Raw genomic sequence first — 23,723 nt, 5'->3', positions numbered from 1 at the left:
CTTCTAAATCCAAAACTATTGAGCCGACGTGGCAAATCCTGTATGATGACAAAAAATTCGCTCTTTTTTGATTAATTACGAAGCATCGGAGGTTCTTACATGACAAGCCAGCCGTCGATTACGGTAGCCAATGCCCCTTCTCCTCAGCAGCTAGAGGACATCTTCAACATCCTGGGCGAGGTCTTTCCCGTCGGGAAGGCGTTCTTCCAAGACCGCTTACTGAACGATTCCTCCTACGATCCACAGACAACTTGGTTCGCGACCGTAGAGGGGAAGGTGGCGTCGACGATCCAGATTTTCCCCCTTCACATTCGCGTTGGACAGGCCGTCCTCAAGATCGGAGGAATCGGCAGCGTCGGCACCGATCCGTGCTATCGCGGCATAGGACTTGCACAGAGCCTGCTGCGCGCCCAGACGGAATGGATGAAGCAGAACGATTATGACGCTAGCCTGCTGCTGGCGATTATTCACGCCTTCTACGAGAAGGCTGGATGGAAGCTCATTCCCGAGAAGGGCTGTTCCATGCCTAAGCCCGATCCGATCGAACCGCCTGCGGGCTATGAGATCGTCCCGTTCGAAGCCCAATATCTCGATCAGCTTCGGCACATCTATGAGCAATACAACGACGGACGCACTTACACGCTGATTCGGGACGAAGCGTATTGGAACGATCTGCTGCTCTGGCCGGCCTGGACCCAGGCGGATTGCTTACTCGTGCGTCATAACGGCCGCATCGTCGCCTATGGGCTGATCGAGAAGTCCGACCAAGCGAAGGTGTTCATTCAAGAGCTGGTCTATCTTCCTGAAGCCGCGAGCGCAGTTGTTGCGCTGTTCACCGCTCTAGGTCAGCTTAGGCCTCACGCGAAGCATGTACTAGCTAAGCTGCCGGACGATCATCCGCTCGCCGAGTATTACAAGCAGCAGCCTCAAGCCGAACAACTAGACCTCAACATCTCGATGTGGAAAATGATCCATTGCCGCTCGATGCTGCAGAAGCTGCGGCCGGAGCTGGAGCATCGAATCCGCAGCAGCGAATATGCGGAGCAGAAGCTGCATCTCGAGCTGCGAGCGGGGGAGGATCGGTTCTGGCTGAATTACGCTGACCGCAAGCTTGCCGTCTCGCAGCAAGCCGACCCCTTCGCGGCATATGAATCGCTGCAGCTCGATCCGTGGCAGCTTATCTCCAGCGTCATCTTCGGCTATGAGGAAGCGAGCGGCGGCATAGATCGGCCGAGACAGGCGGATTCGGCCGCTTCAGCAATCCTGCGAACGCTGTTCCCGAAGCAGCAAGCCGTATTTTACCTGACCGACAAATTCTAGCTCTTCACGCGCCCTCGTCCTTGCCGATCGCTTGCCTTCTGTACTCGCTTGGAGAGATGCCGTAATACTTCTTGAACGTTGTCGTGAAGGTAGACGAATTCAAGTAGCCTGTCTTCTCGCCGATCTCGCCGATGGACAGGCTCGTCTCCTTCAGCATCGTTCTGGCATGGGACAGCCGAACCTTGTTCAAATATTCAATATAGTTGATATCGAACGTCTTCTTGAAGTAATTCGAGAAGTATTTCGGCGTCGTGTCCATCACCTTGGCTATATGGTCCAAGTACAGATTCTCCATGTAGTGAAGCTCAATATATTGCGCGATGAACGCGGGATTCAGCTTCGCCTCCACCGTTCGGCCTCCATACTTGGCCAATTGCTCTACGGCCTCCATAATGGCATTCTCGATCTCGTCATATTGGTTGGCGTATTCCAGCTTCAGCACGAATTCATTCTCGATGCGGTACAGCTCGCGCACGGAGTGCGTCATGCTGCCGATCTGGCGGAACAGATAGAAGAAGATGGACGACGCCACGAACTTGAACTGATGATCGTGAATATTGCGCTCGATATTCTCCTTCAGCATCACTTTGATGATCGCTATGCTCTCCTCGACCCTTCCGTTCATCATGTAGTTTGTCATTTTCTCCATCTGCTCATAGGGAAGATAGACGTTCCAGACGAATGGAATCTGATCGGCGTCCATGACCTTGGCCGCGGCATTGACATTGCGATATTTATAAGCGTTCTCTACATCTCTATAGGCATTTCTACCGTTGTCGATCGTTGTTCGATAGGCCTTGCTCACGCATGCCCGCAGCACGAATCCGATTAAGCTCTCCTTCTCCAATCTCGCGAACGCCCGGCCGATTCTGCGCAGAACCGCTTCTCGTTCATTGGCTTGGCGAAGGGAGACCAGAACGAAGAATTGGTCATGCAGATAGTGGAACGCCTGCGCTTCGACGTCCTCTTGGGCCAAGCAGCTCCGGATATGATCGGCAATCGACTCGACGGGCAAGGAATAGCCTTTGAGCACCGATCTCTCGCGAACCTGAACCAATGCCATCACGAAGTAGTTCGCATTGAAGAAGCTAGGGTAATACTTCTGCAGCTGAAGCTCATGCTCGCCGCTATGGGTGTAATCGTCGATCATCTGCAGGAATGTCGAGCGCTTCAGCTCGGAATCCACATAGACCAGCTGATTGGCGTACTGTTGATTCTCCTGCCGCAGCTTCGTGATGCCGCTCTGGATCTTACTGAAGTCGTCTCCCTTGCTGTTCTCGCCGCCAAGTAGCTTCATGATCTTCCTTACCGGACGGTACAGATAGATGCTTAACAAGAGAGACAGCAGGACGGCGCTCGCGATGCTGATCCAGATGATCGTCCGATTGCCGTGCGCAACGGCGTTCAAATTCTTGAATTCATAAGGAACCTTGCTAATATAGACGAAGTTGTTGTAGTCCGAAGTATACACGGTGTACTCGAAGTCGTTGTCCTTCAGCGAGATCTCCGAACGATTGCCCGGCTGATCGGAGACGAACAGATCATTAATCACTTCGACAAGCTCCAGATTATGGTCCGTACTAAATATCGTGTTCTGATTCTGGTCCAATATCTTCAAGGATGAGCCCGGAATCAGCGTCGTCTGCCCGAGATGCGCGATTAATTGATTCGTATCCAGAATGATGATGATATTCTTCTCGCTCTTGGTGTAATGATTATCGCTCACGACGAACATGAGCTCTTCTTTGTAGTTCGATTGATTATCCGTGTAGTGGACTTGATACTCCGAGCTCGGAAATACTTTGAAGTAATGCTCCGTGTTTAGATACTGCTTCCAATAGCTGGCCGAATAGGTCGGATTCATATACTTGTTGTTGAACAGCAAGTCGATGTCAATCGTTCCCTTGGTCGTGATAGCGAGATCCTCATTGTCGAACAGAACGATAATCTCATCGATATAATCGGCCGTCGTCATCAGCGAGGTCATGTTGCTAATGAACTGCCTTGCCTGCACGGAATCTAAATTCCCGTTCTCCATGACCGGATATTCATACGGCGGCATCTGCTCAAGCGAACGAATCAGATGATTGATCGTCTGGAAGGCGTTATCGATATATTGCATCGCCGATTGCGTAGCGATCTCGTTATTCTCCTTGATGTTGCCATAGATGTTGGAGATCGAGGCGCGGTAGATCGAGTAGGTGGACGCCGACATAAGGAGAATAACCAATAGCAACGATAGGAAGATCTGCGTAATTCCCAGGTTCGTAACGAATCGTCTCATCTGAATCATCCTCTGCCTTTCCACTGTTCTCGTACCTGCGCCGACAACGAACGGCTAACAAGCTAGCGTACCGACTGCGCCCGAGTCATCATGTTCCCCTTACCCTTTCTCAGAACCCAGCATGACTCCCTTGGCGAAGTACTTCTGCGCGAATGGATAAATCATCAGCACCGGAATCATCGCGAGCACGATCGTGGCATTCTTCTTCGCTTGAGGCGCCAGCGCAGCGGCTTCAACCAGCCGGGAGCCCGTATCTTCGCTGAACACCAGCATGTCGCGCAGAATGACCTGAAGCGGGTACAGCGAATCGGTATTCAGGTAGATCATCGGGAGGAAGTAGCTGTTCCAATGCCCGATGAAGTAGAACAAGGCGATGGAAGCCAGCGCCGGCTTCGACAGCGGCAGCATGATGTTGAATAGAATCCGGTACTCCGAGGCTCCGTCCACCTTCGCCGCCTCCCGAATGGCAGACGAGCTGCCTTCGAAGAAGCTCTTCAGGATGATCAGCTGGAACGTCCAGATCGCATTCGGAATGACCAGCGCCCACACCGAGTCAAGCATCCCCAGATCCTTCACGATCAGGTAGTTCGGAATGATGCCGGGGTTCAAGAACATCGTGATGACGATGAGGAACATCCAATATTTGCGTCCGACGAACCCGCGCTGCGCTAATGGATAAGCGGCCAGGCAGGTCATCAACAGGTTGATGAAGGTGCCGAGCGCCGTATACATAATCGTGTTCAGATACGCCCTGGGAATACGGGTATCCGCCAGCACCTGAGCATAAGCATGAAGATTAAAGCCTCGTGGAATTAGAAATACTTTGCCCTGCGTTACGCTGGCTGTATCGCTAACCGATACGACTGCGATATACACGAGCGGCAGAATCGTCGAACAAGCTATGGCAAGAAGCACGATCGCATTCAGAGCGTCAAATAGACCGAAGCGGCGTTGTCCTACCATAGCCCGTTACCTCCCATTCGCTTGCTTACGTGGTTCGAGATGAGCAGCAGCGCCATAGCGACGAATGCCTCGAACAAGCCGACCGCAGCGCCATAGCTGTAATCATTGCCCAGCAGACCTTTGCGGTAGACGAAGGTGGAGAACACATCCGCTACATCATAGGTCATCGTGTTGTACAGCAGAAGCACCTTCTCATAGCCGATCGTAATCATCTGTCCCGTCTTGAGGATCAACATGATTAAGATCGTCGGCATGATGCTTGGAATCGTGACGTTGAACATCATGCGGAAGCGGCCGGCCCCGTCCACCTTCGCCGCTTCATATAGAGTCGGACTGATGCCGGCGACCGCCGCCAGATACACGATCGATTCATATCCCGAATTCGTCCAGATCTCGGACATAATGTAGATCGGACGGAACCAATCCGGATCAATCAAGAAGTACTTGCCGCCAATTCCGAACATATTCAAGAGCTTATTGACGACTCCGTTCGTTGGAGACAGGAAGTCGATAATCATGCTGGAGATGATGACGACGGAGAGGAATGTCGGCAGGTAGCTGGCGGTCTGAACGAACTTCTTGAACCAGGTCAGGCGAATCTCATTCAGCAGCACCGCCAGTAGAATGGGGACCGGGAACGAGAACACCAGCGTTAAGAAGCCTAGCAAGAAGGTGTTGCGGAACAGTTGCCAGAATTCCGGCGCATTAAAGAACTTCTCGAAGTTCTCCAGGCCCACCCATGGACTATCGATAATGCCTTTGAACACGCTATAGTCCTTGAACGCAATAATAAGACCATATAATGGCCCGTATCGGAACACCAAGTAGAAGACAATGCATGGGGTAAAAAGGATGAGCAGCTGGCGATCTCTAACGATTCGCTTGCCTAATCTGGCCAGCCGGCTCGCAGACGGCGCATTGGGCATGGCCTCTATGATCCCGGCGTTAGAATCCGGCATTCTCTAGCCTCCTCTGGTCGAGACGGCGGCACTAAACAACGTTAGCGCCGCCGTTCGAGTTAGATGTCCGTTGTTATTGGGCGGCGTCATAACGGGCTTGCGCCGCATTATAGATCTCCACCAGCTCCGTGACACCTAAGGAATCGGCACGAGCAACCCAATCATTCCATTGCGACTCGCCATAAGCAGGGTCGAGAATGTATTTGGTATTGAATTCTTCAGAAGCCGTCTTGATGGAAGCCTTCAAATCCGCGATGCGTTCCACTTCATCCGCCGTGAAGTTCAGCAGCGGATCGAATGCTTCATAGCGCTGACCTTCATTAATCAAATCTTGCGCTTCTTGCTCCTTCTCGGTGTAGTTGAAGTATACGCTGCGATGGTCAGGACGCAGGTAAGCTCCCTCCAGCCACATGCCATACTTCTCGGACAGCACCGTAATATCGACGACGCCTACATCCGCTAGCTCCGGATAGACCGGCTTGCCATTGGCATCCCACTCGAAGTTGACGCCTTCGACGCCAATCGTGATCAACTCCGAACCGGATGGGCTCGTCAGATAGTCCAGCAGCTTAAGCGAGATCTCCTTGTTCTTGTTATTGGATACCGCAATGCCCCAGCTGCCATCAATCTTCGGAAGCGTACGGATATGCCCAGTAGGACCTACCGGCAAACCATAACGCAGGTCATAGTTCGGATTCGCATCCTTCACTTGGTTATAGAACAGATCCAGACGGCCGATCCAATCCCAAGTGACGAAGGATCGATCTGTTGTCATCTTCGATGTCCAAGAATCGGATGTATCCGTGATGAACTCCGGGTCTATGAGACCTTCCGTGTATAGCTTCTTCATGAAGTCAAGCTGATCTTTATGAGCTTGCGTGTGGGATGCCAACTTCCATTGTCCATCGCTCTCATCATAGAACAGCGGATATTCGGAAGACCCGATTCCCCATCCATAGGCCCAGTCTCCAAAGATGGCGGTGGTATTCTTAGAGGCATACGGGTAAGAGTCCGGGTAGATCTCCTTCAGCTTCTTCAGCACTTGATAGAAGCTCTCCGTATCCGTCCATGGCTCAATGTTATTCGCATCTAGGATATCTTTGCGGTACATGAATCCGTGGTTGACGTCGCGGTTCAGCTCATAGATCGGCCACGAGTACATCTTGCCGTTCTCATCGCCATAAGAGGTAGCAACCCAAGGGTTCTCGTCCACATACAGCTTCTTGAAGTTAGGCAATTGATCGGCATAGTCGTTAATGGCCACGACCGCTCCCTCTTGCCCCATCTCCTTCAATTCGTTCATCGGCACGCCGTGGACGATATCCGGAAGATCGCCGGAAGCCAGCGTAACGCTCAGCTTGTCTTGATACTGCGCGCTGGAGACCGTCTGGAAGTTCACTTTAATGCCAGTACGCTTCTCGATCTCCTTCGCTACCAGCAGATCATTCACGTCATGCTCGCCTACGAGCATCCAAGTGATCTCTGTAGGTTCGCTCACGATTGGCAGCGTCAGACCGCCCGTGTCGCCGTAATCGGCTGCGGCCGCCGATGCGGATGCGCTTGGGCTTGCTCCGCTTGAAGGCGAGGTACTGGCCGCTCCATTGTTGCCATTATTGCCGGAGCATGCCGCCAACAAGGCTAGAATCATCGTGCCTGCAAGCAGTGAACTTACCCGTCGATTTGGATTCGTTAACTTTCTTGACATCGAATCTTCCTCCCGTAATTTGAGTGATATCAGGCCGTCGACCTGCTTGAATATAAGTTTAGGGACGCATTTTACGGAAGTAAATTTAGGAATATCTCGCCAATTTTCAGAAATCTTTTGGTAGCGCTTTACACAATGGAAACCGTATGATATAAGGGTTTGTCGTGTGTGGAAAATGCTAAAACGGAAGAAATAAATAATTACGGAGCTCGTTATGCGCTTGCGGCAGGAGGACTGGGAGCGAGCTTCAATTGTTGCGTCATTCTCCTAATTTATGATTTTCCCACGCTTCGCCTAAGGAAGCGATCCACATCGATTCGGCTTGGCAACCGACGATCCAAGATATTTATATGTAATGTAACATGACATTAACCTTATTTAAAGGCTATTGGGAATATAGTCCATTTTATCTTACCTATTATTGTATAGGATATGTTAAGGAAAATTGGACAAGTTAGTAGAAATATTCAGAGAATATTTATTCCATGACAAAGAGACGCGCGGGAGGAACCCCCGTCGCGTCTCTTCTTCTATACGATATGGCCCGTTACTTGCTCGTCGGCAGATTATACAACCTGTACAGGAACACCGCCGCTTCTGCTCGAGTCGTGTTCCCCTTCGGCATGAGCTTGCCGTTGCTGCCGAGAATCAAACCTTCGCTCACGAGGGCTGCAGCGCTGTCCACGGCATACGGCGCGATGTCCGCCTTGTCCGTGAACTTGTCTAGCGCCGAAGCAGTGTCTTCCTGCTTCAACTTGCCTAGCAGGGCGAGCGTTCGTGCGGTCAGCGTCATCATCTCCTGCCTGGAGATACTGTCATCAGGCGCGAATGTGTTGCCGTCGCGGCCTGTCGTGATGCCCAGCGCGCGAGCGATCGCAATCTCGTTGTAGTAGTAGGCTTCTTGGGTGACATCGTCGAAATTGCCGTTCGTCTTCGCGTTCAGATCAAGCGACCTCACCAGTCCATACAGGAAGTCCGCTCGGGTGATCGGGACGGAAGGCTCGAAGGTGTCGCCCCTCGTCATTAGAATCCCTCTCGCGGCGAGCGCTTCAATCGCCGGCTTCGCCCACTCCAGCTTGGCGATGCCGCTGAAGCTCTTGGCGACATACGCTACGGCATACTGGCTGAAGTGAGTCGTCCGGAACGTAACGGCGCCCGACTTCGCGTCATACCGGCCGCTCGGCACCGCAATCGGCTGCCCGCTTCCGTCGATATACCAGACGACGATCTGGTCAGGGTTCGCCAGCTCTTCCGCCGTCGGCTTATAAGGAATGGACACCTCGACCTTCGAGTCCGGGTTGTTCCACTCGGCCGGCTGCCCGTCAATGGTAAGTGTGATCTGAACGATCGGCCTGTCGCCCAGAGCGTCTCTCACCTCAGCCGGCAGAGCGTCCTTGTTCCCCTGCGCAATGGTAATACCCGCTTCCGCTGCACTGTCCGCGGTGCCGGTAATGCCCGCGAGCATATCGCTCGGTATCGTGACGGAGCCAAGCGCCGTCGATACGGTCAACGCTCCGCCATCCTCGCCGCCGGTTAAGCCAGCGGCGGGAAGTCCAAGCGAATATGCGGTCGCGCCAGCCAACTCTGGAACGTTAATCGTCGTCTTCTGCTTCATATACGCCGCTGCCTTCGCATCATCCAGCTTCACGACGCCGGTGCTGCCATCGAGAGCCGGCTGCATCGTCACCGTGTTAGTTGCCGGATCTGGCGTCGTCGGCGCATCCGTGGACGGCGGCGTGTCCGGCGTGCCGGGATTGCCTCCCGGCGTATTCGGGAAAGTCAGCGGCAGATAGATCGGTCCCGGGATCAGGTTCCCTTCGGCGTCCTTCAGACGGAAGATGATGAGATCCGCGCTCGCCCCTCTCGGGAACTCATCATAGTCGACGGACAGCGTCACCTGCTTCTTGTCGGCCGACCACGTCGTGTCCCAATGATCCGCCACGTCCAAGCCGAAGCCGAATTCGCGCGTATCCAACTCCTCATCGAAGCTAATCACCACATTCGTCTTGCCGCCGCTGCGCTCGACCTTCGTGCCGACAATCTCGGTATCGAACGCCGTGGCTGTCGGAGCCGGAGCGTCCGGGCGGGTCACCGTCTCCCCTGCCAGCAGCGCGTCCTTCTCGGCCTTCGTATCCGGAATGACCGGCCACTCCTCCGCCGGACCGTTGTTGAACTTCTCCACGTTCCAACTGATCGGCTGCGTGAAGTTGGCCGCGCCTTCTTTGCCGCTATTGGCCGCCGATGCGTAGATGTTGCCGAACGAGACCTCGAACGTGAACTCCGGTATCGTGACGAACTTCAGGTTCTTAATGTCGAACGTCTTGGACGCATCCCAGCCCTCGTTCGCGATCCGCACGAACAGCGGGTCATGGAACAGAATGCCGTACTCCAGCAGCGTCGTCTCCTCCGTCTTGAACCGCTCCGGCGTGAAGCTCATCGTCGTCCGCTCCCCGTCGATATACACCTCCGGCGGGTTGGCGGCGTCATTCGCGATTCGGCTCGAGAAGCCGATCAGCCGGTTCTCCTCGCCTTCGTCGCCCTTGGACGTCGCATGGCGGAGAGCATCGGCGAGGCTTACCGCCGCGAAGAAGACGCTCCGGTCAAGCTTATCGTCCCCAGCCGTCCGCAGCTCATAGCGCCCGTACACCGCCTGACTTGCGGCTAGGTTAAACGTGAACATCTCGCCTTCATGGCTGGCAGCATCGACCGCCGTCCCGTTCGGCAGGTACAGCTTCACGTCCGGCGCATTGGAGTGCGCCGCGATCGTCACCGGATAGCCGACCAGGAAGTTCTCCTGCGCCGTCCACAGCGTGTACTTGTCCGGACTCGACCAAGGCAGGTAGGAGCTATTAATGTCGAAGGGATACGAGTTGAACTCGCCGACATTGTCATAGTCCTGTTCCGGATAAGTCATACTGCCGAGCGAACCGTCGCCGTCCGGGAACAGATCCTGGACATGCAGCCTCTGGTCGCTATCCTGCTTAAATTCGCGATCCATGATGGCGATGACGAATGCCAGATCGCGGTTGTACAGCGCGTGGTTGCTCTCACGGGCGCGCACAGCTATATTCTTCCGCTCCAATTCATCATTGCCAATATAATCGTATACCTCGGAAGCCGCTTGCACCGCCGCTACAGCTCCCTCATTGCCAAGCCAGTGCGCGTCGATGCCCGTCGTCGCGAAGAACGGACGCGGCGCGACTAGCGAGATAATATCGCTGGAGTCGAACGGCAGCTGATTGTCCTTGTTGACGAATTGCCCGGCCGTCTCCGGGAACCAGCTGCTGCCGCTGCCATAGGAGACCGTCGGAATCTCCGTCTTGCCGTACACCCTGTCCGCCTTCGGATATACGTTAAAGTTGAAGATCTTGCCCTCTACCTTGTAACGGTAGCTCTGAATGCCCGAGCCGCCCGATTCGCTCGGCAGGCAGATATCGAAGCGGTCGTCGAACGCCGCCGCGAACATCGCCGCCTTGCCGTAGCGGGAGTGGCCCGTCACGAGTGTCTTCGCCGGGTCGATGCGCAGCTGCTCGCCCCACGTCTGCGTGCCATCCTCTATCGGCTGCTCTAAGGCGCTGATGATCTGGCTCGCGCCCCAGCCCCATGCCATGAGCGCGCCGGAAGCGTACTCGTATTCATCCTTGTCATATGGATACAGCTGCGTATAGACGCCGTCGCGGTTAATGCCGTCGTCCGTATTGCTGTCATCGGGGTAGATATCCGTTGGCGTGAAGCTGATATACGCGTACCCCTGCTCATTCACCGTATCGAGCTGCGAGATCGCGCCGCCGATGTCGATGATGACGGGCACCTGCGCATTCTCGTCGCCCCAAGCATAGACTACCTGCGTCACCGACGGCATCCGGACGTTAATGTCGAAGTCGGCTGTTACGCCGGTGTTCGGATTCGTGATCTTCACCGTATTGTACGTGACCGGCTTCATCGGATCAGGCGGCGCCGTCAGCTCGCCAGTGTAATCCTTCAGGACAGCGTAGTTGGGAGTGCCGAATGAGGTATAAGGAAGATAATAACCGGCGTTCCACGCCTCGATCGCCTTCGCCACGGCATCCGCCTCGTCCGCTGCCGGGCCAATCGTGATTTTCACCTCTCCAACGGTTGGAGCTCCGAAGGGATTGGCTGGAGGAATTAGCTCGTGGATGTCCACGGCACCCGCCAGCAGCTGATCGGCCAGCTTGTCGAACTCCTCCTTCAGATTGAACTCCGTCGCGGTGGAGATCGGCGGCCAGTCGAACCCGACCGAGATCACGTTCGGCTCCTCCGTCTCGTAGGTCACCCCGACAACGCTCTCGGGCTGGGTCGGCCAGCGATATCCGAGCCAGTAGCGCTGGACCAGGTCCTTGATCTCTTCGCGGCGGGCCGTCCACTCCGCGGGGCTGGACACATAACCGTCGCCCGAAGGGTCGTTCTCCTTGCTGAAGAACTTGAACGGATCCGGAATCGTGTTGATCGCGGGAAGCTCGTCCACTCCGGGATATCCCGGCCAGATCTCGGACGAATCGGCTGCGGCTTCAGCTCCGGCGGCGGCTCCGGCCATGGGCATCACCCCCAGCAGCAAGCTTCCGACTAACAGAGCAGAGAGCCATCGATACATGCGTGTCATCGTCATTCCTCCTTTGGCAAATTGGCTGTAACCGTTTGCAAAATAAACTGCTGCGCGCTTGTTTTCGGCTCACCTCTGATTATATTTTTCTGGTAGAATAGGCTCCATAGAGGAAGTACGAACAATCTGCAATTACTCTAGATTCAGGGGTGATTGAGATGACGATTGATTACGATGGCATCGTACCGGAGATGAGATACTTCATCTGCCGTTATTGTACGTCCAACTGGAGCATGCCCGAATCGACGATCGACTTCGTGGATCTGACCTACGTCTTCGAGGGGAGCGTGACGTATATCGTCAATGGCGTTCCCTATCACGCGGAGAAGGGCGACCTCATCTGCATCCCCAGTAGAAGCAAGCGCCAAGCGGAGATCGATCCGGATCGTCCCATGGCGGCTTACGCAGCGAACCTCTGGCTCTACCATCTGACCGGCCGCGACGTCTCCCTCCCCTTCCCCATTCACTCCAAGATCGGCCTACGCGACGACCTGTTAACGCTCTACAAGGAACTCAACCTCGAATGGATGCAGAAGAAGCCCGGGTCCTCCATGAGGGTCCGAGCGATTATGCTGAGCATACTGCACAAGTACTTCCGTCTGATCTGGTACAGGGATACAGCGGATCATGCGGATCTTCATGTCAGCAAGGTGCTGCGGTACATTCACGAGAACTATCACCTGCGCCTGGAGGTCAAGGAACTGGCCCGCCTCGTCGATCTGAATCCTTCCTACTTCGGGACGCTGTTCAAGAAGCACACCGGCTCCGCGGTGAAGGAGTACATCAACAAGGTGCGCGTGAACAACGCCGAGAACATGCTGGTCAGCGGCGAGTTCTCGATCACGGAGACGGCATATCGGTGCGGGTTCGAGGATGTGTTCTACTTCAGCAAGGTGTTCAAGAAGGTGAAGGGGTATTCGCCTTCGCGGGTGAAGATGGTTTGGTGAGGGTGAAGAAAGCGCTTCTATTCGATGACTTGCAAGCTGTCCAGAATCTCCCGCACGCTTAGCTCCGCGCAGGCCATGGACGTATCCGCGGCGCCATAGTACATTCGCACCGTGTCGCCGCCCGCGAGTGCGCCGCAGGAGAACACCACACCGCCGCCGATCCGGCCGCTGTCCCACATGCCTTCGCGTAAACCTGCCAGATGCTTGTGGTTGCCCCAGTACAGCAGATTGTCGGACTCCGCAATCCAGATCTCCGGCTTGCCGGCGCTTCGAACGGTCGGCCGGTGCAGCGCATAGTAATTACCATTTGCCTTCTCGGGGAAGATGATCACGTCCTTGTTGTCCGGCCCGAAGATCATGCCGTGATGCGCGCAGCTTCGGAAGTCCTTCGTCGACACCATCGACTCGCCGATGCCGACCGGCGATACAGCGGAGAAATAGATGTTATAGGTGTCCCCGATCAGCGTTAATCCTCCACGTCAATCCCCATCACCCGTTCCGCCCGATCCACATGCACGTGATCGAGCTTTACCTTCACCTTGCCACGGCGGCGTTTCTCACGCCACTCACGTAGCTGCTCTTCTGTGTCCAGTCGCAATTCTGGCAACTCAATCGCACGGTCGAACATATACTTGGACGTGGCCAGACACGTTTCGATCCAGCTCCCGCCTAGTGCGATTACTGACTCTTTGACTTCCCACTTCTCAATGGTGAAGTAAACGTACAGATCCAACTCAGTTCCAGGACGTGCTGGGCGCTCTTTAATATCCCCGCGTTTCCTGACCTCCCAATTGGAGATGCGGCCGTAATATCGAATTCCGCCGTCCTCTTGGAACTGCCTTCGGGACTGACAGAGGGCAATGAATTCGAGCTGCGTGAGCAGCTTTTGATCCGGCAAGTTCCTGAGCGGCATATGATAATAATGCTGTTCCAAGATGCTATTCAATTGTCCTGTCCGCATTGAGCCGACAAGCACATTTTTCCCGCTGAATTTATTCCGGTAGTACGGCTTCGTACCGCGTGGCCGAGTCGATCGCTCATATGCCCGCTCTGGACTATCGAGAATTAACTCGTCAAGGAATTGCTCGAGTAGCCCGGTCGTTCCCGGCAAGAATGGAAACGCGCCAATATTAATAAGCCCAATACTCCGATAGAACCGATGCTCCTTGAACCGCTCCTCGTCCGCATAGGGGAAGAGTACATAAGCACCGAACATGCTCCGCTCGTATTCAGAAGTTTCCGACTCCTGATACACGATCGCATCCCGATAACGATGCATTGTGTTAATATCATCTTCTTCTGGCCCCGGTCCCTGGTACTGCTTATGGTAGTAGGTTCCTTCATATGCCGGATTCAACCGATACTTCGCGTCGAACACATACTTATAGACCTGAGGCTTCTGATTCGCATCCTGCTTATATAGCGTGAGCACATTGTCAGGCAGCTGTGCCAACGTTGGGGCCGCCCTGTCTTCCTTGTGGAGAGCATTATAGAATAACGTGAACCGTTCCCCATTACGCGAGTTCTCATACTCAACCCGTGCTCGTTGCGACTTATCTAACGTAACGAACAGCCCTGTCCGATTGACCCGGATAATATCCTGGCTTACCAGCCGATATTTGCTCGCGAGCAGCTCATGAATCTTTAGGAAGCACCAATATTCGTAAAGCTGGGCCAAATCCTTCATCGACAGATGGAACAGATCGCTTTGAATCGACAGTCCCTTCATCAGCATGAGGTAGATCCGATACACGTCTCGGTATCCGGGAGCCATCTGCAACACGAGAGACACACTGATATGACGAAGATCGCCGACTTCCCGTAGAAAATCTAATTGAAGAAACCGCCGTAGCCGTGACTTCATTCGAACGATCTGCTCCACTAATTCCGGATCCGTGACTCGATCCCGTCCACGTTCCAGCAGCTTCTCACGTATCTCCGTCAATTTGCGATCGATTCGCTCAAGCATCCAGCGCAGAAATCGATTCTCCGCCGTATCATAATCGAGCTTACGCTTTGTCTCTAGCAGCATCGTAGGGCGATACTTAACCCCTTGGATAGCTAGAATGCCGTTCTCCTCATCTCGCTGCAGAAGATGGGGATTCTTCGACAGATAAGGAACGTTTTCTTTTCCGGCACGCTTTACTTTAGCAGCGTCCATCGCTTTCTTCTCCGAATGGAGTCGATAATGCGGCGCCCGATCAATACGCTCGACCGTATCGGCGAGCTGCTGGAAGACATGCTTCAGAATCGTCCAATACTCCGTTAGACTTTGAGAGTGCGTCTCACGGAGCCCGGTCAAATTGTAGGTCCGTCTTAGAAAGTCAAAAGAAAGATTATAGATCTGCTGATTCACCTCATGGAGAATCGCTTGGTAGTCCTTCTTGTAATCCAACTTCGTCGGATAAATCTCTAACCGAATTCGCAGGGCCGGCCTGCCGTCTATCCGGATCTCCAGATCCGTATAGCCAACCTCGTTCTGGAAGTTCAGCACCCCGGATAGCAAGCGTCCGCTTTTGCCGACCGGCTTGATTGCTTTTCGAAGATGAGGACTCGCATGCCAGAACTCTAATCGACTGCCCGTTTCCCGCGCTTCGATCAGAAGCTCGTAGGTTTGGGTCTCATAGAAGCATGGCTCCGCTTGCTCACCGGCAAGACCATCAACATACTCCCCCCGCGCCACCGAGAACAGCCGGAACTCCTCTAGTTGAACAATATCCGATTGAGGGGATACAACTAATTCGGCCTTCTCCCACTCCTCATCCATGCGGTGAAGCTCCAACGTTTCAACGGTCGGATGATAGGGCTTCCCCTTGATGATCACATCGAAGAGATTCGTCGAGATCGATAACAGCTCGCGCATCTCGTTAGGAGAGCCAGAAAGAAGTGAAGCCATCTTCTTCGATCCTCCGCAGCATGAAAGCTAATTTCCTTGCGCTCTCAGGGTACTTGGCCTTCGGCAGCTCCGCCCCTCGTCTCCAAGGTTTATACAGCTCGGAGGCATCATCGACCAGCGAAGCGATATTCTGCTCCGGCCTGCCTAAGCAGAGCAAATACAGCTCGACGAGCACCTGCTTCACCGAATGGCTGCTTCCTTGAATTCTAGGCAATATCTTCTGCATGAGCTGGTGGTCAAACGCCACATCCTTCGGAAGCAGACCAAACCGTTCGTTGTAGATCATATAGAAAGATACGGCGTCCCTGACTCGAAATCCAATATGTGAGTTGATGCCTTCTAAGATATCGTTAATTTCAGAGAGACGGCCGGTCGTTTCCCTAATAAGCTCGGCGTACTCTCCGTAAGCATCCTGCAGTTTAAGATAATCGCTCCTGAGAATAGAACTCTTGCCAACAACTCGCTCAGCGCTCTCCTCAGCATGAAGAGCTTCGGGAAAGTTACCCAGGTCGATGTAATTAAACTCGATCGTATTAGCTCGGTCCAGTACCTTCTTGCTGAAAGGATGCGTTGTCTCGTCCATATTCACCGTGCCGACAAGGAACACGTTATCCGGAATGCGAAGATCCTCCGTGTCATCCGTAGCGGTGTTGGATCCCACAAGCTGTTCCTTCTTCACGATCGGATTCGTTACAATGTCGTCGCCGTTCCACTCCTGCGTCTCTAGCAAGCTAAGTATGTCGCTAAAATAATGTTCGACCCGAGCAAGGTTCATCTCGTCCAAGCAGATAAAATAAGGCTTGTGATGGTTCTCAGGTTTAGAAGCCTCCAGCAATACCTTCGTCAACGGGCCCAGCCTAAATTGATTGGATAGATCGGTATAGCCGATTAGATCCGAAGGGTCACTCCAGTCCGGCCGAACAGGAATAAGGGCAAACTGGCCATTCGCTTCCGTCGCGTCCAACGCCTCGGCGAACAGCTTCACGAGCTTTGTCTTCCCTGTACCTGATATGCCTGCGAGAATGGCAAACGGCTTTGTCTTGAGGGAGAGGTAGAAGTTTTCGATCAAGTGGTCGGGATATGAGAAGCCTTGGCTCTGGATGTAGGTTTGGACCTGCTTTATGGTTTCGGATACGGTCATTTGATCCTCCGGCTCTACGTCTTCTCTCTCTACCTTTTGCGCATACAAGCGGTAGTTGTCGACCATGTTCTTCAAATCAGCAACTATCTGTTCATCGGTTGGCAAGTTGTGGGATTCATATTTGTAATAAGCAATCGTGCTTTCCTGATAGGCTTCCCCTAATGAATTCGTCGTAAGGAAGATATCCTTATCCTTTCTCGTCCCCTCTAGAGGAAGAATAGATCTAGTCTCTTTTACGACCTGTCCAAGATAAGAGTAAGCCTTCTTCTTCCCCTCCTTCAAAGGCTCCGTTACGCCTTGGGCAAATGATAAATACAGGGCCTTCATATCCTCAGAGAACAAATAGACGAGGTATTGCCCCTTCTGCGTTGTATTCGTTATATTTTCATCCATTATCGCAATCCAAGGAATCGTTGCCCAGTTCCCTTTTCCAACAGAACCCTCAACAATGAAAGGTGAATTGCTTATAAAATCTAGCCTCTTTAACTCCTGCGGGATAGCTTTACGAACCAAGTGATCCATTGGATGCTGCTTGATGGATTCCTTCTTTGCTTGCAAATAGCCATCCATGACTTGTTGGAAATAGATTCTAAGCGAAAAGTTCTTTAAATCATCGCTAGATTGGCTGGTAGAAAGATAATAAGCTCTCAATTCCTGCGCAGCATAGATTCGCAATTCTCGAATAACTTCGCTTGTAAGTAATCTCTGAATGTCGGGCTTAAAGGATAGGGAGTTCTCGGCTGGATTATATTCGACGATGTCGGACAATGCCTGTATGGGGTTTTGAATGATGGTCTTTAATTGACCGCTACCCAGAGAACTCCAACTATCACCTAAGTATGTTGGCGGATTATCAATGGGTAGTCCCTTACTCTCTCGGTCAAGGAAATTTTGTCTAAATCGTTCACATATCCGATCAAGATCGATGGTCTCAATTTTTTCTCCCTCGGTTAAACTTAGGATTAAGACCATCTTGTATGAACGTTGTTTATTTTTGAAGATACCTTGGAGTGTTTGGGGAAGGGTCATACTACGCCTCCAAAAATAGTAATTATTGCAACAATAGAATGGGGCTTAAAACAATCTTCAACAGATTCCCAGAAGTTTCGTTACTTGTTGTCGATTCGACATATCTCTTCAGTTTTCCTGTATAACACAAAAAACGGCATACATTTCGCAAAAAAAACAGGCATTTGATCGCCTGATTCTGAATAGGTAAATGAGGCTCTTAAAATAGCGTTCCGCTCCTGCAAGATTGGAATATTTTATCTTCATGTGCTTATAATCCAATACTATAATTATTAAAGTGTGATATGCATTTTGATAATTTCAACGATTCTTCTTAAACGTGTACAAACTCTTCATCAAAATCTTTCAATCTAGTTAAATTTCTTTTTTGTTGTAATCTTCTCAATATTTCGAATAGTTTAGCGGTTTGTGGCATCGCATTATACTTTTTGCATAAGCCATCCATTTTCATAAGCAGATAATCCAATCTTCTCGATTGGTATCCTAATTTAAGCTTCGTATAAAATTTACTTATATACTCATCAGCTTTATATTCATTTGCAATTTGAATATTGTAAGAATCATCTCTAATAAACACATTTTTAATATTATCAAGATCTGGATTTAAAATATTCACGTACTCTTGTTTAATCAAAAATTTACCTTTTGATCGATTACAGTCGTAACAAGCTAAAACTAAATTCTCCATCTTGCCCGCTATTTCATTCGATTTAAATGACGACTCACATATAAAGTGATCGATTTCAAAAAGCGTAGAACTAATATTGATGATAGAGTTACCACAATAGCTGCACTTAAAGTTGTAGATTTCCATAAACTTTCTTTTGTAAAGATCATTATTATTTTTTACTCGGTTGTAGATTATCCTGACACCTGGATGATTTTTGAGTATTTCATTGTTCAATGCTTTCTTTTTTGATTCCACTTGTTCCAATTCAGGACAATATTCAGTATTTCTATAATCATTCACCATAAACATCCCTCTGCAATTCTTTAAATGCTGATATAATCTCATTTATATCCAAAGTCGTAAGTTCATCGTATTGAGAGATTCCATCTAGCGAGCTCATTATTTTTTCCACAAGAACCTTATCAATACCCTCATTCCGGTTAAGTTTATTAGCTATCTGCCGATAATTACTAATGTTTTGAATTGCCTCATCCAAAACAATTTTCAATTTCGATTCATAATATTCGTGAGGAGTTACTCCCGATCCGCTTCTATATTTTTGAATGGTTCCGTAAATACTGTGGTCAACTTCATTTTGAGTTATAACTATCACTTCTATAAATGGAAGCATCTTCCTTAAAATTATTTTGAATTCTTCCCCAGAAAATTTACCTTTAACAGCACTCTCATTTTCAAACAATTTAGAGTCAATTAATATTATATTTCCTTCTTTGACTACTGAGTTATTTAAAAGGCTCTCATATCCATCTTCACTCTTAAATCTAATTTCATTGTATTCCTTTGAATAAATCGCATGCTGATATTTTTCGGCAAGATATCTAGATATATCCGAATCCGGTTTATCATCAACGTAAACTATCCGTATTTTATTATCCATCGAATTTATCTCCTAGAGTGAAATCAATACTAAATCCACCAATACCATTAATTGCTTTCACTTCTCCGCCGGACATTACAACTGTATTATGAACAATCCACATCCCTAACCCGTGACCTTGTTGTCTTGAAGTTTCATGGACCTCGAGTATTTTCATTGGATTATCAATATATCTTTGAGCTAAGCCTTTTCCGTCATCCAAATATTGGAACTCAAGGACTCCATTGCTTAAGTTAACACGAATACATATTGCTAAATGATTTTTATCCTCATTATTTTGGATACTATTTAATATTAAATTGTCAAAAATAACTTTCAAACTATCCTCTGGTAAATAATATTCAATAGAAGCGGATAAGTCCAACTCTATTTGTATCCAAGCATAGTCTCGTTCCCAAACCTTTTTAATTTCCCTAAGCAATTCAAAAATAACATGATTTTTAGGAATAAAATTACTTTTCTCCACTTCTGCCAACATAGTATCCATAAAACTCACAAGCTTTGAGTTGATTTGTTTATTTTTATAAAGTAATTCTGGAATATTGGAATAAGCATATTTAGTTCGTTCGCTGTCGCTAACATAATCCCAAATTTCATATTTTTTCATAGCATCAATGATGTTATCACAGTTTTGGGCGATACTGTTCCTATCATTATGCATCTCATGAGCAATTGCAGTAGCTTTCAAACCTGATGTTGCGAGAACATTTAAAATTCTTATATCATATTTATAACGCTCCTCAGTATTTTGAATTTCTTTTTTAAATTCCGAGTTTTCCTTCTTATAATCTTTTATTTCTGTAATGAATTTATGAACTTCATCTCTCGATAGTCTCTTTACTATATTTGGATTTTTAAGTACCTTATCTATAATCTTTTTATCTTCTTCAACAATATTATTTTTTTTATTTATTTTTCTAATTATTGCTTGTCGATAACGTTCAAACTCCGCAAGTCCTTTGTTTAAAATCATAACAAAGATTTGATAATGTATATTTTCATCAAGCCCTTGTCTGTTTGATAAGTCCTTTAACATATAGTTTGTTTTTTTATCTATTTCCACTTTACCTGCCAACTGGTTTTCTCGAACTCTCCATGATCCAGTAGAGTGAGTGGCTGCAGCAGGTGATAATCTGGACCTTTTCCCCAGTCCCAACCAATCCTTAATGCCGTCATACGAAGAAATACTAAAAGAATTTCGATAAAGAATTACTCCGCTTTCATATCTTTCAGCAAGAATACTATGTTTATACAAGAATTTTTCTACATCTTTTAAAGCTGGTTCATTAAGACTAAAGTAAAAATCTGCCGAAAAATCGCCAAGCTCGCATAGAGCTTTCTCCAATTCATCATTAGATAGGAATAGCTCCTTTAAGTTTTCTAACTCCCTTAAACAATTTACATTACTTTTGTAATTATATAAATTGGTATCACTGCAAAATTCCTTAGCTTCGATTTGAAATTCATCTGAAATAACATTGCACTCTAAATTGAATTTTTCAGAATCAAATCGTAATTGAATTATACTTGTGCAGTTATATCCCAACTTTGGTTCCGAAAAATATTTCTTAACTATTGTCGTATTCTTTTCAAATGTAATGAAAATTTCCATCAAATTATTGTTATATGTTCTTGATAAATACTTTGACAATTTTTCTATGTTTGACTCATTCCATTTATCTCTTAGTCCGTTAATAACAATCGTTGTACCGCATGCCTCTAAAGGGGCAATCACTTCTAATGAGCTTTGATTCCAATTAGTAGCCCACAAAACAGCGTCGTAATCAGCCTTTTGAGAATATAGATTTATTTCTGATCCTAATCGTGACAAAGCAAACCTTCCAATTCCTTTTGAACCAGCAAGAACTCGTTTCATTCTATTTTTATCAATTATTTCATAGTCTTTTGGGCTTTTCCCAATATGCATCCAATAGAGCCTTATATCATTTGAATTCATACCAATTCCATTATCTTTAACAACAAGTTGATTATTATTAAAGATTATTTCTAATTTCGTAGCTTGAGCATCAAAAGCATTTTTAACTAATTCAAGAATAGCAGATTCTTTATTTGTAAAATTTTGAACACCAAGTAACTCAGCAATTGTACTATCCTCAATAATGTACTTAAGTTGTTCCATGCAGAATCCTCCACTTCTATAAATTAAATTATTCTGTACTTACAAAGTACCTCAAAATTGATAATTATTAACATCATTCACTGTGATTCGTATAGAGTTTCCACTTGCATTAATGCCAATTTCTTGAACATACTTATAAAACAAGTCACTCTCTAGTATTTCTTTGGCCTTCTCTAAAGGCAAATCTTTTTTTGGCACTATATATATCCCTGAATATGGAATAGACTCTTTAGAAACCTCGTACACTTTAACTTTATTTGTAACTACGATCGAAAGAAGTAGTTTTGGTTGATTTAGATGTGCCAACGCCTGAGTGCGACCATATTCAAACCACTTAGTACTTTTATCTGATTTTCGATTACTTAACTGTTTTTCAAAAGATTTTAAATACCTTGTTGCTTCTGGGAATGTATTTTCAAACTCCTCCTTTCCATATCTTACTAGATCATTACCTTCAAACTTATATGGAAACAAAATAAGTTCTGATACTTCTGAGTTTAATGTTCTTGGACTCACACCTTTTCTAACTAATCCACGTTCAATTCTATGGTTGCCAACAATAATATAATCTTCTTTTTCAATATAGTTTTTCAATATATATGCTCTATTAAGCAAAGTTGCAATACTGATAGAGGCAGAAAAAAAGTCACCGAACCTTTTTGGCGTATTCAATTTTTGAAATTCATCGGTGAATTTCCATTTATCCTCTAATTTATTTTTTGGTAAAGTATAATTCACACCTTTTACAACATCTCTATACTCAATATCCTTCGAGATTTCACCTTTGTTACAAATCAGAATGGCTGATGAAGTAAGTGCTTGTTGAAATAACTTTAATCTTGTGTAATCAATAATCTTTGTAACATGTGGCAGAATCAATTTTCTTAATTCTTTTGCAAAAACATTTTTAAAAATGCTGTTTGGTATTAGGTATGCCAACTTACCAGTAGAGTTTAAACACGATAAACTAGCCTCAATAAATGCATAACAGTAATCAAATTTCCCATATTTGCAGGAGGTGTAATTTTCCTTAACATAATTTCTTGTTTGATCATCTAAATCTCGATAAGTAATATATGGAGGATTTCCAATAACGTAATCAAACTTATCTTTCATATTTTGCTTTAAGAAATCCAGATTCATAACATTCCATCTAACATTGTTAATTCCATATAAGGATGATATTTCATTTAAGTTTTTTATGCACGTTTGATGGTGTATTGCATCAATTTCTACACCATATACATCAGATTCAAGTCCATGTTTAATTTCATCAATACTTTTCATTTTATTTAATGAGTCTTCAATATATCTTCTAACTATTTCTTTAAGTATATTGCCATCACCGCAAGCGTTTTCGACCACTTTTTTACCATACAACTCAGTTATGTACCCAACATTATCCAAAAGCTCAATTACATTCTGAGCAGGAGTAAAGACCTGGCATTTTTCTATCATCACAAATTACTCCTACCTTTAGAAAATTTTACTTATAATACAAAATCACACTAACATACCGTTTAGATGAATAGACCCATAAATTTGGTTTCATGTTGGTTTGGTCAGTATTTCATTTCCATGCATAAAGCGGAAGGACTGTGTCCTTCCGCTTGCCTTCTTTCCCAAATATGGTCAGAACAATTGAAGCATTGATATAAAATATTATATGTGAATCACCAAAAAGTGCAATACTATTGAATTTGAATTAATATTTTCTAGGTACGGATGAACATTATTTAAACAACACGCTTTATTTACTTCTTAGCTTATAAATCCCTTTTAATGATTGATCCCTTTTTGCCCTCTTTTCGTAATCGGAGCAGCTCGCTCAACTCCCGACATACTCAAACCAATCAAAATCCGCAACATTATCGCTAGCCCCCCCCGTTGCTGCTCGCATACATCCCGAGGCAGGCGCCAACGAAGCCTCCGGCTACATCCGTGCTAAGGATCCGTCCGTCCACCTTCTCCGCTAACGAACGATACTCATCCGCCCTCGTGCCATAGTAGAAGGAATACTCCTGCTCATGCGCTTCGATTGTGTACGGTAAGATAAAAGTACCCAAAATGATCAAACTGATTTCCCCAAAAAAATCGTGCAAAATTCCCCACTTTAATCGTGTGGAAATAGACCGAATCTAACAACTCCG

At 48.0% G+C, this 23,723-nt stretch carries 14 protein-coding genes and 1 pseudogene; 2 read left to right on the top strand and 13 right to left on the bottom strand.

All coding sequences use genetic code 11. From position 1 onward, the window contains the following. The first annotated feature begins 99 nt into the window (after window positions 1-99). Complete coding sequence (locus H4Q31_RS00930; protein ID WP_185177192.1) at window positions 100-1,320, top strand: GNAT family N-acetyltransferase; 1,221 nt, start codon at window positions 100-102, stop codon at window positions 1,318-1,320. A gap of 4 nt (window positions 1,321-1,324) precedes the next feature. Here H4Q31_RS00930 and H4Q31_RS00925 read toward each other — a convergent pair whose 3' ends face one another. The 5 genes from H4Q31_RS00925 to H4Q31_RS00905 form a co-directional block, all read right to left on the bottom strand. Then, window positions 1,325-3,604, bottom strand: coding sequence for a helix-turn-helix domain-containing protein (locus H4Q31_RS00925; protein ID WP_185177191.1), 2,280 nt, complete (start codon window positions 3,602-3,604; stop codon window positions 1,325-1,327). A 99-nt stretch (window positions 3,605-3,703) separates the two neighbouring features. Further along, a complete protein-coding gene (locus tag H4Q31_RS00920; RefSeq protein ID WP_185177190.1) occupies window positions 3,704-4,567 on the bottom strand; it encodes a carbohydrate ABC transporter permease in 864 nt (287 codons plus the stop codon). Beyond that, on the bottom strand, window positions 4,561-5,493 hold the full coding sequence (locus H4Q31_RS00915) for an ABC transporter permease (protein ID WP_185177235.1): 933 nt from the start codon (window positions 5,491-5,493) through the stop codon (window positions 4,561-4,563). Before H4Q31_RS00915 ends, H4Q31_RS00920 begins: the two co-directional genes overlap by 7 nt. Window positions 5,494-5,599: 106 nt before the next feature. Further along, a complete protein-coding gene (locus H4Q31_RS00910) occupies window positions 5,600-7,231 on the bottom strand; it encodes an extracellular solute-binding protein (protein ID WP_185177189.1) in 1,632 nt (543 codons plus the stop codon). Window positions 7,232-7,778: 547 nt separating this feature from the next. Beyond that, a complete protein-coding gene (locus tag H4Q31_RS00905; protein ID WP_185177188.1) occupies window positions 7,779-11,852 on the bottom strand; it encodes an S-layer homology domain-containing protein in 4,074 nt (1,357 codons plus the stop codon). A gap of 158 nt (window positions 11,853-12,010) precedes the next feature. Between H4Q31_RS00905 and H4Q31_RS00900 the strand changes: the two genes are divergently transcribed. After that, window positions 12,011-12,799: a helix-turn-helix domain-containing protein gene (locus tag H4Q31_RS00900; RefSeq protein ID WP_185177187.1), complete on the top strand. Its 789-nt coding sequence runs from the start codon at window positions 12,011-12,013 to the stop codon at window positions 12,797-12,799. Window positions 12,800-12,816: 17 nt separating this feature from the next. On the opposite strand, the pseudogene H4Q31_RS00895 reads toward H4Q31_RS00900, so the two are convergent. From H4Q31_RS00895 to H4Q31_RS00860, 8 genes and pseudogenes are all read right to left on the bottom strand, one after another. Further along, a pseudogene (locus tag H4Q31_RS00895) lies at window positions 12,817-13,269 on the bottom strand (glycoside hydrolase family 130 protein); the annotation flags it as partial. Beyond that, window positions 13,266-15,695: a restriction endonuclease-like protein gene (locus H4Q31_RS00890; protein ID WP_185177186.1), complete on the bottom strand. Its 2,430-nt coding sequence runs from the start codon at window positions 15,693-15,695 to the stop codon at window positions 13,266-13,268. The pseudogene H4Q31_RS00895 and the gene H4Q31_RS00890, both read right to left, overlap by 4 nt. Then, on the bottom strand, window positions 15,667-17,865 hold the full coding sequence (locus H4Q31_RS00885) for an MrcB family domain-containing protein (RefSeq protein WP_185177185.1): 2,199 nt from the start codon (window positions 17,863-17,865) through the stop codon (window positions 15,667-15,669). Before H4Q31_RS00885 ends, H4Q31_RS00890 begins: the two co-directional genes overlap by 29 nt. Before the next feature lie 313 nt (window positions 17,866-18,178). Next, window positions 18,179-18,838: an HNH endonuclease gene (locus H4Q31_RS00880; protein ID WP_185177184.1), complete on the bottom strand. Its 660-nt coding sequence runs from the start codon at window positions 18,836-18,838 to the stop codon at window positions 18,179-18,181. Then, a complete protein-coding gene (locus H4Q31_RS00875; protein ID WP_185177183.1) occupies window positions 18,828-19,433 on the bottom strand; it encodes a hypothetical protein in 606 nt (201 codons plus the stop codon). The genes H4Q31_RS00880 and H4Q31_RS00875 overlap by 11 nt, the downstream gene beginning before the upstream one ends. Next, window positions 19,426-21,573 (bottom strand): sensor histidine kinase, encoded by a 2,148-nt coding sequence (locus H4Q31_RS00870; protein WP_185177182.1) that lies wholly within the window; start codon window positions 21,571-21,573, stop codon window positions 19,426-19,428. The genes H4Q31_RS00875 and H4Q31_RS00870 overlap by 8 nt, the downstream gene beginning before the upstream one ends. Window positions 21,574-21,624: 51 nt before the next feature. Next, window positions 21,625-23,031, bottom strand: coding sequence for an Eco57I restriction-modification methylase domain-containing protein (locus H4Q31_RS00865; protein ID WP_185177181.1), 1,407 nt, complete (start codon window positions 23,029-23,031; stop codon window positions 21,625-21,627). A 416-nt stretch (window positions 23,032-23,447) separates the two neighbouring features. After that, window positions 23,448-23,639: a beta-xylosidase family glycoside hydrolase gene (locus H4Q31_RS00860; protein WP_311771656.1), complete on the bottom strand. Its 192-nt coding sequence runs from the start codon at window positions 23,637-23,639 to the stop codon at window positions 23,448-23,450. Between the last annotated feature and the right edge of the window lie 84 nt (window positions 23,640-23,723).

This window comes from Cohnella lubricantis, from assembly GCF_014212015.1.
GTDB lineage: Bacteria > Bacillota > Bacilli > Paenibacillales > Paenibacillaceae > Cohnella > Cohnella lubricantis.
This window is presented reverse-complemented; position numbering and strand designations above follow the sequence as displayed.